Raw genomic sequence first — 12,849 nt, 5'->3', positions numbered from 1 at the left:
GGCCGCAATTCTGCTTGCGGCGCCAGCCAACGTCGCGCTTTGCTACCAGCGTAGCCGGCGCGCGGCCAATGCTGCGGACAATTGCCGGTACAGCGCTTGTGCCTGTACTTCGGGCATGAAGCGGATCCGCAACGGTGGCTGCATGTTGCTGGCGCCGGCGGTATCCAGCCACAGGCTGGCGGTGCCGCAGCGTCGATCCAGCGGCGAATGACTCAGCCGCAATGCCTGCAATTTGTCGATTTCGGCAAAGCGCCAATAGCGCGCCCACCAGCCTCCACGCACCGCCACCAGTGCGGTATCGACCGCATAACCGGCGCGCCGGGTTTGCTGCCAGGCGCCGTAGATCGCCCACGGCAGCCACAGCCAGATGCACAGTCCCCAGGGCCCGGCCTGCAGCCACGCCGGTACCGACAGCACGAGCAACACCAGCACCGTCGGCAGCAGCAGGCGCCAGCGCATCGACGCAGATAGCGGGGACCATGCCGGCATCGGCCATTGCGCATGCGGTAACAAGTGCTGGATCAGCGCATCGCAGGCATCCGGGGTAGCGATGGGCGCCAGTTCCTTCAATGCACGCGCGTCGGAGCGGTTGCCGGTTTCGGCTACCGCGGTATCGATGCGCAGGTTGCGCCGCCGCAGGCAACGCTGCAGCCAGCCTTCCTGCAAGGTCCACGACTGGATGCGGCGGCGGCTGACGCTGGTGCGCAGGCGTGCCAGCAGGCCGCGTTCGACGGTCAGCCGCTGCGGTTGCTCGTGCAGGCGGAAGCCATGGAACTGGGTCAGCGCCAGCAGCATCGACAGTACCCGAGTCAGCAACAAGCCGAAGGTGATCAAGCTGCCAACGGCGGCCACGGTGCTCAACACACCCAGGTGCATCGAGGTCGCGTAGCCGAGCAGTTGCTGGGCATGCTGTTCCACCCAGCGACTGGCGACACGCTCGGGAAATATCTGCCATAGCGCACTGAATGCCACCGCCACCACGATCATGCCGCGATTGGAGATGAAGCCCAGTCGCAGCACGTCGGCCGTATCCAGCGCCAGCAGTGGCACGTCGGCAGGCTCGGCCGCATCGGGCGTGCGGCCGGCGCGGTCGCTGCCGCCGTGGCGGATGACATCTTCCAATGCCTGTGCGGCCGCCAGTCCCAGCACTCGCATCTGCGCCTCGGGCTTGTTGCCGCCGGCTGATTCCAGGCGCACTTCCGCCACGCCGAACACGCGGTGCAGCAGCGACTGGTGCAGGGTGACGTTGTGGATGCGATTGAACGGAATCTCGCGCAGGTTGCGCTGCAGCCAGCCACTGCGGATGGTCACGCCGTCGGCACCGACCCGGTAGCGATAGGTGAAGAACTGCAGCAGCGACACCGCCACCAGCACGACCATGGCGATAGCCGCGGCCAGCGCCTGCCATTGCGCCTCGCGTCCACCACCACCGCCGAACACCAGCAGCGCCACCAGCGGCAGCACGAACTGCCTGAGCTGCTGCAACAGCACGAACAACCACGACCACGGATGCAGTCGTTGTTCGCCGTCCATGGCGGCTGCTGCCGGCGCCTCCGCCGAGGGCATCTCGCTCACAGTGCGTCGTCGTCCAGTTGCCGGGCCAGGTGGTTGCGCAGTTCCTCGGCGTCGCCCTCGGCCAGTCCCGACACGCTGACCGCGGCCATCCGGGTGCCGGCGGTATGCACTACCAGCGTAGCCAGGCCCAGCATCCGCTGCAGCGGTCCGCGCTTCAGATCCAGGTGCTGTACCCGCGAAATCGGCAGCCGGGTTTCGCTTTGCCACCAGTTGCCGCGGCGAACCGAAAACCCCTGCGTGTCCAGCTGCCAGAACGTGCGCCGGTGACGCCGGAATGAAATCCAGGCACCGATCAGTGCCGCCAGCAGCGCGACCACGGGCGCCGCCAGCCACGGATCCAGCACGGTGCCATTACTGGCCAGCAACAGCGTCGAAGGCACGCAGACCACCATCCAGCCGATGGCGCCAGCCAGCGCCGCGACCCAGCCACCACGTTGCGGCAACTGTTGCCAGCCACTGTTGCCCGGCCAGGCCGGCGTGGCGTTGTCGATCGGCGGCAACATGGCCGTTGCCGGGTCGGGTGGTGGTGCTTGCATCACTGTATGTCCCCTGTGCATCCAGGCCTATCCGTGCTCACAGATAGGGATTGTCCTCGCCGCTTGCCGGCGGTCGCAGCGTATAGCGTTTGTAGGTCCACTGGTACTGGGCGGGATCACGGCGGGCAATCCGCTCCACGCATTCGTTGAGCACGGCGGTCGCGTGCTGTGGATCCGGATCGGCGATGGCCGCCGGCGCCGGTTGCACATGCAAGGCGAAATCCGGCCCCGGGCCAATCCGTTCGCACCAGGCGAACAACACGGTCGCGCCGGTGCGTTCGGCCAGCCGCGACACCAGCGTCATGGTCAATGCCTGCACGCCAAAGAACGGCACGAACTCGCCATCGCCAGCCTTGGGTTGTTGATCCGGCAGGATGCCGACCGCGCCGCCCTCCTTCAGCACCTTCCACAGCTGACGCACCGCCGGGCCTTCGGCGCGGACCTGGCGGATGTTGTCAGCGCCGCGCACCTTGAGCAGGAAGGCATCGCCGACCGCCGACTCCGGTGGCCGGTAGACGATGGCCAACGGCCCGCGGCTGGCCAGCCACTGGTTCAACAGTTCCCAGTTACCGAAGTGCGGCGCGGCCACGATCACGCCCTTGCCCGAGGCCAGCGCCTGGTCGTACAGGGCTTCGCCGTGGCGCTCGCGCAGCAGGGACAGGTTGTCGGCCGGCGGCCGGGTCCAGAAGCGCAGGGTTTCCAGTGCCTGGCGGGCGGTGGTACGCAGCACGTCGCGGTGCAGTGCCTCGCGCTGGCTCGGCAACAGATCCGGGTAGGCCAGTTGCAGGTTGCGTCTGGCCACCCGGCTTTCGCGCGCATCGCGGCGTATCCACATCGTCGCCATCGCATCGCCCAGCGCGTGCAGCCACGACCAGGGCAGGCGGCCGACCAGGGCGGCCAGGCGATACAGCAGGCTTGCGGTGGTGTCGGGCTTCATCGGTACAGTCTAGCGTTTGCCCCGGCCCACGTTGCCCAGGCTTGACCTCGGCCCTGGCGATGCCCAGCATTCACCCATGCTTTGCCTCATCCAGCGCGTCAGCCGCGCCCAGGTCGACATCGATGGCCAGACCGTCGGCGCCATCGGTGCGGGGTTGCTGGCGCTGGTCGCGATGGAGCCCGGCGACAGCGACGCGCAGCTGGCGCGGATGGCCGACCGGCTGTTGGGTTACCGGGTATTCGCCGACGATGCCGGGCGCATGAATCGTTCGCTCGCCGACACCGGTGGCGGCCTGTTGCTGGTCAGCCAGTTCACCCTGGCCGCCGATACCCGCTCGGGCATGCGCCCCAGCTTCACCACGGCGGCGCCGCCGGCCGAGGCTGAACGCAATTTCAACGAATTCGTGCGGATCTGCCGGGATCGGCACCCGCCGGGGGTGGAAACCGGGCGCTTCGGTGCCCATATGGTAGTCAGCCTGAGCAACGACGGCCCGGTGACCTTCCTGCTGCGACCCTGAACAGGGCCCCGGCAACCCCGCAATCCCACGCGATTCCGGGACTTGGGACCCCCCGGGCTGGTATAATGCTAGGTTCCTTCCTCCTTTCTGCCGGTGGCGCTTACCCCATGGCGAACGAACGTCCTGCCCAACAATCCGACATCAAGCTACTGATCAGCAAGGGCCTTGAGCAGGGCTATCTGACGTATGCCGAAGTCAACGATCACCTGCCCGACGACATCGTCGATCCGGAGCAGATCGAAGACATCATCGGCATGATCAATGGCATGGGCATCGACGTGCACGAAGTTGCACCCGATGCCGAGACCCTGCTGCTGGCCGGTACCAGCGACGGTGGCCGCGAGGTCGATGAAACCGCCGCCGAGGAAGCCGCCGCGGCGCTGACCTCGCTGGATACCGAAGGTGGTCGCACCACCGACCCGGTGCGCATGTACATGCGCGAGATGGGGACGGTCGAGCTGCTGACCCGCGAAGGCGAAATCGCCATCGCCAAGCGCATCGAGGAAGGCCTGGGCCAGGTCCAGGCGGCGCTGGGCGTGTTCCCGGTCGCGGTGGAAATGCTGCTGGAAGAATTCGAGCTGCACAAGGCTGGCAAGAAGCGCTTGGCCGAAGTCATCGTCGGTTTCAACGATCCGGAAGAAGAAGTGCCGGAAGCCGCTGCCGCCAACGACGCTGACGCCAGCGACGACAGTGACAGCGACAGCGACAGCGACGATGACAGCGATGATGACGACGATGACGGTGATGCCGAGGAAGCAGGCCCCACCGGTCCGGATCCGGAAGAAGTCGCCCGCCGCATGCAGGTGCTGGCCGACGGCTACGCCAAGTTCAAGAAGGCCTATGCCAAGAACGGTGCCGACAACAAGGCCACCACCAAGCTGCGCGAGGAACTGGCCGAAACCTTCGTCACCCTGAAGTTCCCGTTGCCGCTGACCGACGTGCTGGTGCGCAAGCTGCGCGAAGTGGTCGCCCAGCTGAAGGATCACGAGCGTCGCGTGCTGTTCCTGTCGGCCAACGTCGCCAAGATGCCGCGCAAGGACTTCATCCGTTCGTGGGAAGGCAACCAGACCAACCTGGGTTGGGTCGATGACGTGCTCAAGCGCAAGCAGAAGTGGTCATCGGCGCTGCGCGAAGTGAAGGACCAGATTGTCAGCGAGCAGGAAGCCACCATCGCCATCGAAAAAGCGATGCACCTGAGCCTGGCCGAGATCAAGGAAATCAGCCGCGCGATGGCCTACGGCGAAGCCAAGGCACGCAAGGCCAAGAAGGAAATGGTCGAGGCCAACCTGCGCCTGGTCATCTCCATCGCCAAGAAGTACACCAACCGCGGCCTGCAGTTCCTGGATCTGATCCAGGAAGGCAACATCGGCCTGATGAAGGCAGTCGACAAGTTCGAATACCGCCGCGGCTACAAGTTCTCGACCTACGCCACCTGGTGGATCCGCCAGGCGATCACCCGTTCGATTGCGGATCAGGCGCGCACCATCCGTATCCCGGTGCACATGATCGAAACCATCAACAAGCTCAACCGCATTTCCCGCCAGATGCTCCAGCAGTACGGCCGCGAGGCCACGCCGGAAGAACTGGCCAAGGAAATGGAGATGCCGGAAGACAAGATCCGCAAGGTGATGAAAATCGCCAAGGAGCCGATCTCGATGGAAACCCCGATCGGTGATGACGAGGATTCCCACCTGGGTGATTTCATCGAAGACACCAATGTCGAGTCGCCGATCGAGAACACCACCAACATCAACCTGTCCGAAACCGTCCGCGACGTGCTGGCCGGTTTGACCCCGCGCGAAGCTAAGGTGCTGCGCATGCGCTTCGGCATCGACATGAATACCGACCACACCCTCGAGGAAGTCGGCAAGCAGTTCGATGTCACCCGCGAGCGCATCCGCCAGATAGAGGCCAAGGCGTTGCGCAAGCTGCGTCACCCGAGCCGGTCGGAGCAGCTGCGCAGCTTCCTCGACATCGAGTAAGCCGGCTGCCGGAAACCGACGCGATACCAACGCGGTCCGCCATGTGCGGGCCGCGTTTTTTTGTAGCCGTGATGGAACGACATGTCCCGGTTCGCCGGTGCCGGCTGCCCAACGCAGTCGCTGGGCGCGGGTAGGGTGGAGTGGGGCGGGGCGGAATGTAAAGGGCCCTCCTGCCAGCTGAATGACCGTCGCACGGCGCCGCCTGCGTATGCATCATCGTCACAAGCCTCTCACTAAGCTGACCCCGCTATTGTCAAGGGATACCGCGTGCAACGACGTGATCTGATCAAGGCGGGCCTGGCCCTGCCGCTGCTGCGCGGACTGTCCGCGCTCTCGCTGAGCGGCGCGCCGCTGGCCGCGGGCGCGTTGCCTGCGCGTGGCACACCCTTTGACGAGCAGACGGTGCCAGCGTTGGCGCGCAGACTGGCCGCCGCGGCCTACCAGCCACCGGTGACCGCACTGACACCATCGCTGCAACGAATCAGTTACGACCAGTACCGCGATATCCGCTTCGACCCCCGCAAAGCCATCTGGCGCGACACGCCGCTGCCGTTCCAGTTGCAGTTCTTCCATCGCGGTTTCCTGTTCAAGGAACGGGTCGACATCGCGCTGGTCGCCGATGGCATCGCCACGCCGCTGGTGTATTCGCCCAGTCAATTCAGTTTTGGCGCGGCGCCGGTGCCCAGCGATCAGGATGTCGGTTACGCCGGCATGCGCATCCACGCGCCGATCAACCGGCCGGACTACTTCGACGAGATCTGCACGTTCCTCGGTGCCAGCTATTTCCGTGCCGTTGCCAAGGGCCAGAACTACGGATTGTCGGCGCGCGGCCTGGCATTGAAGACCGGCGACCCGGGGCCGGAGGAGTTCCCGGTGTTCAAGCAGTTCTGGGTCGAACAGCCGGGCAAGGACGCCAGCGCCATCACCGTCCATGCATTGCTCGACAGCCCCAGCGCCGCGGCGGCGATGCGCTTTGTCATCAGCCCCGGTGACGAAACCGTATTCGACACCCAGATGCGCCTGTATCCGCGCGTGGATCTGGATCGCGCCGGCATCGCGCCACTGACCAGCATGTACGAGTTCGACGCTGGCGATCGCATTGGCGTCGATGACTATCGTCCGGCGGTGCACGATTCCGATGGGCTGGCGATGTTGAACGGCCGCGGCGAACAGATCTGGCGGCCATTGCGCAACCCGGCGCAGCTGCAGGTCAGTGCATTCGAGGACGCAAATCCCAAGGGCTTCGGCCTGATGCAGCGCAAGCGCGCATATGCGGAATTCGCCGATATCGAAGCCAATTACCAGCGCCGGCCCAGCCTCTGGGTCGAGCCGGTCGGCGACTGGGGCAAGGGCGCGGTGACGCTGGTCGAGATTCCGACTGGCGACGAATACCACGACAACATCGTCGCCTTCTGGCGTCCCGCCCAGCCACTGCGCGCGGGCAGCGAACACCGCTTCGATTACCGCCTGCACTGGTGCACCGAACACGCCTGGCAACCGGAACTGGCGACCGTGGTGATGACCCGCATCGGTGCCGCACCGCAGCCGGGCACCCGCTTGATCGTGATCGATCTGGCAGGCGGCCGGTTGTCGCGTCTGAATGCCGATGCACGGGTGGACGCCGATGTCTGGGCTTCTTCCGGCAGCATCGCCAATGCGGTCGCCCACGCCAACCCGCAGACCGGCGGCTGGCGGATCAGTTTCGAACTCACCCCCCAGCACGGCAAGGACGTGGAACTGCATGCGCGCGCGCATGACGATCGCGGCCCGTTGTCGGAAACCTGGCTGTATCGGTGGACCCCATGAATGTCGTACTTGAAGATGCCCCGCCGATGAGCCACGCCAACGCCAACCTGCAGGACGCACCGATGCTGCCACCGCCGGCGCCCTTGCCGATGCCGGTGCAGGCCTTGAGCCAGCCAGGAAAAGCCGATGTCGCCCCGCCCAGCAGCCCGGGCTCGATGGGCCTGCGGCGCGCGGTCGTGTTCGGTGGCACCGCACTGTTGACGCTGCTGGCCACTTACCAGATCTGGTGGGTACTGCGCAGCCACGGCACGGATCTGCTGGAGGGCTTGCTGCTGGTATTGTTCGTCGCTCTGTTCGCATGGATTGCGTTGTCCTTCATCAGCGCGCTGGCTGGCTTCGTGCTGGTGCTGACACGGCGACCGCAGCGACTGGGGCTGGACGACAATGGCGCATTGCCAACACTCGCCAGCCGCACCGCGCTGTTGATGCCTACCTACAACGAAGATCCGGATCGGCTGTTGGCTGGCCTGCAGGCGATCTACGAATCAGTGGCGGCCACCGGTCAGTTGCAGCAGTTCGATTTCTTCGTGCTCAGCGATACCACCCGCGAGGACATCGGCCAGGCCGAGCAGGCGGCCTTCCAGGCGCTGCGCCAGCGGGTCGGCAACGACAGCCAGTTGTTCTACCGCCGTCGCGACGACAACAGCGAGCGCAAGGCCGGCAACATCGCCGAGTGGGTACGCCGTTTCGGTGGTGCTTATCCGCAGATGCTGATTCTGGACGCCGACAGCCTGATGACCGGCGACAGCATCGTGCGCCTGGCTGCGGCGATGGAGTCGAACCCGGATGTGGCCCTGATCCAGACCCTGCCGACCATCGTCAACGGACAGACGTTCTTCGCCCGCATGCAGCAATTCGCCGGTCGTGTATATGGCCCGGTGGTCGCCCATGGCGTGGCCTGGTGGCACGGCGCCGAGAGCAACTACTGGGGCCACAACGCGATCATCCGTACCCAGGCCTTTGCCGCCCATGCCGGCCTGCCGACGCTGGCCGGTCGCAAGCCATTTGCCGGCACCGTGCTCAGCCATGATTTCGTCGAGGCCGCGTTGCTGCGCCGTGGCGGTTGGGCGCTGCACATGGTGCCGGGCTTGTCCGGCAGCTACGAAGAAGGGCCGCCATCGCTGACCGATATGCTGGTGCGCGACCGTCGCTGGTGCCAGGGCAACCTGCAACACGGCGGCGTGGTCCATGCCAAGGGCCTGCACTGGATCAACCGGGTGCATCTGATGATTGGCATCGGCCATTACTTCACCGCGCCGATGTGGGCGATGCTGATGCTGCTGGGGCTGGCGATACCGCTGTACCAGCGCGCCAGTGCCGGCGAGCAGGCGCAGGCCGCGTTCTCGCCGATGCAGTACTGGCAGGGAGATGATCCGCAGCGCTTCCTGTGGGTATTCGTGTTCACCATGTCGGTGCTGTTGGCACCCAAGCTGATGGGCTACCTGGCGACGATGACCCAGGCGCAGACCCGCCGCGGTTGCGGTGGCGCGGTGCGCGCTTTGATCAGCATGTTGATGGAAACCCTGCTTGCCGCGTTGATGGCGCCGGTGACCATGTACCGGCAATCACGCAGCGTCGCCGAAGTGCTGGCTGGCAAGGATTCCGGCTGGGAAACCCAGCGCCGCGACGACGGCACGCTGCCGTTGTCCAGCCTGATCCGTGGCTACGGCGGCCTCACCCTGTGCGGCGTGCTCGCCGCTGGCATGGCCTACGCCGTCTCGCCGATGCTGGCGGCGTGGATGGCCCCGGTGATCCTGGGCCTGCTGCTGGCCATCCCGCTGCACATGCTGACCTCATCGGTCCGTGTCGGCCGTGCGTTGCAACGCGCCGGTCTGCTGCGCACCCCGGAAGAGGTCAACCCACCGGACGTCATCGCCCGCGCCAGTCAATTGCGGCTGCGTGCAGCCAATCGTCCGAGCATCGACTGAACGCCCTGCTGTCCGGCGGTCGCCGGGCAGCATCCCGTCGCGGGCAGGCATCCATCACGCCAGTGTCCGCCTCAGGGCTGCCGCTGCCCTCGCGCCGTGGATTGATAACCAACTCGCATCCGCCGTCAACACCTGCCCGACGTCGCGTTTGATGGCACAATTGCCACCCCGGCCAGCGCCCGCGCCACCGGCACCCTTCACGGGCCTATAGCTCAATGGTTAGAGCAGAGGACTCATAATCCTTTGGTTCCAGGTTCGAGTCCTGGTGGGCCCACCATCGTTGCAAAGATGGATCAGAGAGGGGTGCAGCAGTTCCGTCAGTCAATGCTGCAAGTCTGATCGTGTGCGGGGCGGCAAGCCGATCACGTCAGACTGCCACCGGAACAAAGATGCGGTAAGCAAATCCTGCCGTACCTAGACCCCAGAAGACAACCCTAAACCAATAACTATAGGGCTGAGTTTTGCGGTCGATGCGTGCAACCCACCAGTTGTCCAGGGCTACTCCTGAGCCAGTTTGAAGAATGAAGAGCGGCGCAAAGAGCAAAAATCCAACAATCGCCCATGTGACGTCATACATGGCTGGGGCGAAAGAAATAAAGAACACGCTAACGATGCCGAACAGAAGACATGGCCAGAGGAAGGATTTGCCCTTTATGCGATTTGCGAGTGAGTTCATTTGCTGCCTAACGCCTGAATTAAGCCGCGCCGCGAAGCGGCATCGGCTTGAATGAATTGTTAGAGGTCACTCCCCGGGATCAAACGTTTCTTCCGGGTAGAAATTCAAGATGGTTGCGACGCGAGGTTGCCCATTAATTGTTTGCACCTGCACATCTACGATGTAGGCCAGCTGGTGCCAAGGCTTTGAGAACGCTATGCCTTGCTCAAACATTTGCGCCTTTACGGCGTTGTTGTCGAAGACGACACGCAGAGGCTTGGGGCTAATGCTCTCAATGGTGGCTTTGTTGCCAGTCTGTGAATCATTGTCGAACTTTGCTTGATACCAGGTCATGACCCGCTTGGTATGGACGGAGTCACTCGGCTCATCCAGAAGACCGAGCTCTCGCTTGATCCGGTTCTGTGCGGAGTTAGCCTCTGCGGAGTTAACGAAGAACTGATTGATAACCTTGCCACCGTCTGCAACCGTGAAGTTGAGTTGCGAGCCTTGGTCTTTTGCAACCGGCTCCAAGATGCTGTGCCATTGCTTCAGATCGTTCTTTGTCAGATTTCTTGGCTGTTGGTTGAGCTTGCCGTTTAGCCAAAGAATCGTGTCCTTGGCGTAGCTGGCCCACTCTAGTAGTGCCCCGCCTTGCCAGAAGAGCGGAACAAGGGGCAGTGCTTGTGCCACCAATTCAAAGACGATTGAGCCAGACCGAACCTTCTTGACCAACAACTCGCTAGCAACAGGTACGTCCGCGGGAAACTCTGCCTCGATGAACTTCTCAAACTGATGCCCGATAGACAGCAGCGAAAGCGTTAAGTCGGTCAGTGCGACTGGACGAGTGTTGTTGATCGTTATTTCAAGACGATCATTGGACTCAACATGGATCGCGGATATCGCCATAGTGACCTCTAACGCCTGAATTAAGCCGAGCCGCGAAGCGGGTGGCAGTTCCTACGAAAAAGTGGACACCGATTCTCTAGCAGCACTGCTCGAACTCCAGCGGCGAACGATAACCCAACGCCGAGTGCAGGCGCTGGTGGTTGTAGAACTGGATGTAGTCGCTGACCGCCGAGCGAAGCGAGCGTTCACTGTCGAAGCGATAGCGGTGATACATGTCCGACTTCATCGACTTGTTCCATGACTCCATATGCGCGTTGTGGTTCATGCGGCGCGGCCGGTTGACCGACTGCGCCAGCCCGGCCCGCTCCAATCCCTGCCTGAAGCCATTGGCCATGAACTCGATGCCCCGGTCACTGTGGAACAGGGTATCGCAGGCGGGCGTGCGTGTCCGCAAGGCGGCGGCCAGGGCGCGACGGGTCAGTGAGGCCGTGCGCTCGGAGCCCAGCGCCCAGCCCAGCAGGCGCCGGGAGTAGCGGTCCATCACGGTCGCCAGGTAGCGCCACTGGCCGGCGAGCTTGAGGTAGGTGACGTCGCCGACCCAGATCTGATCGGGTCGATGGCAAGGGTGCTCGTGGGCACGGCTGGGGACGCTGTCCAGGAACCGCGCCAGGCCTGGACGTCTCCGATACAGGCGGGCCGGACAGGCGCGTACGCCTTCCTGCCGCATCAGCCGCTCCACGCGGCGGCGGCCCACGGCCTCGCCCCGGCGCCTGAGGGCGGCATGCACGCGCGGGCTGCCATAGGTGTGCCGGCTGGCCTCATGCACCTGACGGATCTTCTCCACCAGCAAGGCATCTTCGAACTGGCGTTCACTGCACGGTCGCCGTGCCCATGCGTAGTAGCCGGCGGCGCTGACCCGATAGAGGCGGCACATCGTCCTCACCGGACAGGTTTCCTTGTGGTGCTCGATGAAGGCGAAGATTTCGCTTTTCGAACGGAAGTGAACGCGATCGCTTTTTTTAAAAGGTCATGCTCGAGCTTGAGTTGCTCGTACTGCCGCTTGATCTTGCGCAGCGCCTTCAGCTCGGCCGCGGTCGACGGATCCATCGGTGCACCCTTGGTCACGATAACACCCTCCCGTGCGAGTCGTCGCCAACGAGACAACATATAGGGATGGATGTAAAGCGACTGGGCGACATCGCCAACCCGAACGCCGGGCTGCTGGCTCAAGCGAACGGCAGCGGCCTTGAAGGCGTCACTGTAGCGATGGATGGTTCTGGGGCCTGGCTTTGGCATTGGGACACTCCTGAGGGTTAGGTCAGGGTGTCCACTAAACCGTAGGAACTACCGCGTCGGCTTGAAGGAATTGTTAGGCGTCTGCGGCCGCCACGAAAGGCAGGGCAATGCCATGCTCGCTTAGTACCGTCTTGTAGTGACCGAGCAGCGAATAAAGCGCATCTCTCAGCCCTTCGAGCTCTTCCCGAGCGTCGGAGCCGGCACCGAGAGCATCCGAGGCTTGAACGCACAGGGCATTCAATGTGTCTCCTTGAATCAGGACGCCCGGAAACTTCCGGCCAGGGTGCCGTATCACTGCGGCATTAGATTGATCTGAGTAGATCTCAACGTTCTCGTTTCGCATGATCTGATGCCTAACGGCTGAATTAAGCCGAGCCGCGAAGCGGGTTCGGCTTGAATGAACTGTTATGTGGTGGTGCCCCAAGTCTGGCCGGTGTTGGCTGGCACTGACGGAACCCCACCGCCAGCCGTGAAGATATCAGAAGCGGGGCCGGGGCATCACTGGGAACGCTGGCTGCGCGGACAGGCCGAAGAGCGTGCAGTGAAGGGCAAGCCAACCAGCAGCGGTGAGGCGAAATCCGGAGCGGACAGGGCGGCGCAGGAAGGCTGGGTTGGGCATCCGGAGCCGATGCTCAACGATGACGCACGCTTGCCGAAGCAGGAACTGCCAACCCAGCATCGCAACACGACATAACACCTGAATTAAGCCGACCCGCGAAGCGGGTTCGGCTTGAATGAATTGTTAGGCCGCGCAGGTTAACAAAGTAAGTG

At 63.7% G+C, this 12,849-nt stretch carries 13 protein-coding genes and 1 tRNA gene; 6 read left to right on the top strand and 8 right to left on the bottom strand.

Features of this window, described 5'->3' with window-relative positions:
- Positions 1–42: 42 nt before the first annotated feature.
- Genes ABB29_RS09560 through ABB29_RS09550 form a run of 3 tightly spaced genes read right to left on the bottom strand, consistent with a single transcriptional unit; the run spans position 43 to position 3,048 of the window.
- Positions 43–1,566 carry a PH domain-containing protein gene (locus ABB29_RS09560; protein ID WP_057658492.1) on the bottom strand — a complete coding sequence of 508 codons (1,524 nt, stop codon included), beginning with the start codon at positions 1,564–1,566 and terminating at the stop codon, positions 43–45.
- Positions 1,567–1,571: 5 nt separating this feature from the next.
- Complete coding sequence (locus ABB29_RS09555; protein ID WP_083487738.1) at positions 1,572–2,111, bottom strand: PH domain-containing protein; 540 nt, start codon at positions 2,109–2,111, stop codon at positions 1,572–1,574.
- Positions 2,112–2,148: 37 nt separating this feature from the next.
- On the bottom strand, positions 2,149–3,048 hold the full coding sequence (locus ABB29_RS09550) for a lauroyl acyltransferase (protein ID WP_057658487.1): 900 nt from the start codon (positions 3,046–3,048) through the stop codon (positions 2,149–2,151).
- 76 nt (positions 3,049–3,124) lie between these two features.
- On the opposite strand from ABB29_RS09550, the gene dtd reads away from it, so the two are divergent.
- From dtd to ABB29_RS09525, 5 genes are all read left to right on the top strand, one after another.
- Positions 3,125–3,565 (top strand): D-aminoacyl-tRNA deacylase, encoded by a 441-nt coding sequence (dtd, locus tag ABB29_RS09545; RefSeq protein WP_057658485.1) that lies wholly within the window; start codon positions 3,125–3,127, stop codon positions 3,563–3,565.
- A gap of 107 nt (positions 3,566–3,672) precedes the next feature.
- Positions 3,673–5,547 (top strand): RNA polymerase sigma factor RpoD, encoded by a 1,875-nt coding sequence (gene rpoD, locus ABB29_RS09540; protein ID WP_057658483.1) that lies wholly within the window; start codon positions 3,673–3,675, stop codon positions 5,545–5,547.
- A 267-nt stretch (positions 5,548–5,814) separates the two neighbouring features.
- The gene (locus tag ABB29_RS09535; protein WP_157062592.1) at positions 5,815–7,353 is read left to right on the top strand and encodes an OpgD/OpgG family glucan biosynthesis protein; all 1,539 of its coding nucleotides are present in this window, start codon (positions 5,815–5,817) and stop codon (positions 7,351–7,353) included.
- Between the two features lie 26 nt (positions 7,354–7,379).
- Complete coding sequence (gene mdoH / locus ABB29_RS09530; protein WP_057658482.1) at positions 7,380–9,281, top strand: glucans biosynthesis glucosyltransferase MdoH; 1,902 nt, start codon at positions 7,380–7,382, stop codon at positions 9,279–9,281.
- A gap of 201 nt (positions 9,282–9,482) precedes the next feature.
- Positions 9,483–9,558: transfer RNA gene (locus ABB29_RS09525), tRNA-Ile, on the top strand.
- 90 nt (positions 9,559–9,648) lie between these two features.
- On the opposite strand, the gene ABB29_RS09520 is transcribed toward ABB29_RS09525, so the two are convergent.
- From ABB29_RS09520 to ABB29_RS09500, 5 genes are all read right to left on the bottom strand, one after another.
- Positions 9,649–9,957 (bottom strand): hypothetical protein, encoded by a 309-nt coding sequence (locus tag ABB29_RS09520; RefSeq protein ID WP_057658480.1) that lies wholly within the window; start codon positions 9,955–9,957, stop codon positions 9,649–9,651.
- Positions 9,958–10,023: 66 nt separating this feature from the next.
- Positions 10,024–10,842, bottom strand: coding sequence for a hypothetical protein (locus ABB29_RS09515; protein ID WP_057658478.1), 819 nt, complete (start codon positions 10,840–10,842; stop codon positions 10,024–10,026).
- A 76-nt stretch (positions 10,843–10,918) separates the two neighbouring features.
- On the bottom strand, positions 10,919–11,752 hold the full coding sequence (locus ABB29_RS09510) for an IS3 family transposase (RefSeq protein ID WP_245622596.1): 834 nt from the start codon (positions 11,750–11,752) through the stop codon (positions 10,919–10,921).
- The gene (locus tag ABB29_RS09505; protein ID WP_057658474.1) at positions 11,722–12,078 is read right to left on the bottom strand and encodes a transposase; all 357 of its coding nucleotides are present in this window, start codon (positions 12,076–12,078) and stop codon (positions 11,722–11,724) included. The genes ABB29_RS09510 and ABB29_RS09505 overlap by 31 nt, the downstream gene beginning before the upstream one ends.
- 73 nt (positions 12,079–12,151) lie before the next feature.
- A complete protein-coding gene (locus tag ABB29_RS09500; protein ID WP_057658472.1) occupies positions 12,152–12,421 on the bottom strand; it encodes a DUF6959 family protein in 270 nt (89 codons plus the stop codon).
- Positions 12,422–12,475: 54 nt separating this feature from the next.
- Between ABB29_RS09500 and ABB29_RS09495 the strand changes: the two genes are divergently transcribed.
- Positions 12,476–12,772 carry a hypothetical protein gene (locus ABB29_RS09495; protein ID WP_057658470.1) on the top strand — a complete coding sequence of 99 codons (297 nt, stop codon included), beginning with the start codon at positions 12,476–12,478 and terminating at the stop codon, positions 12,770–12,772.
- The last annotated feature ends 77 nt before the right edge of the window (positions 12,773–12,849 follow it).

The sequence above is a fragment of the Pseudoxanthomonas dokdonensis genome (assembly GCF_001431405.1).
GTDB classification, from domain to species: Bacteria; Pseudomonadota; Gammaproteobacteria; order Xanthomonadales; family Xanthomonadaceae; genus Pseudoxanthomonas_A; species Pseudoxanthomonas_A dokdonensis.
This window is presented reverse-complemented; position numbering and strand designations above follow the sequence as displayed.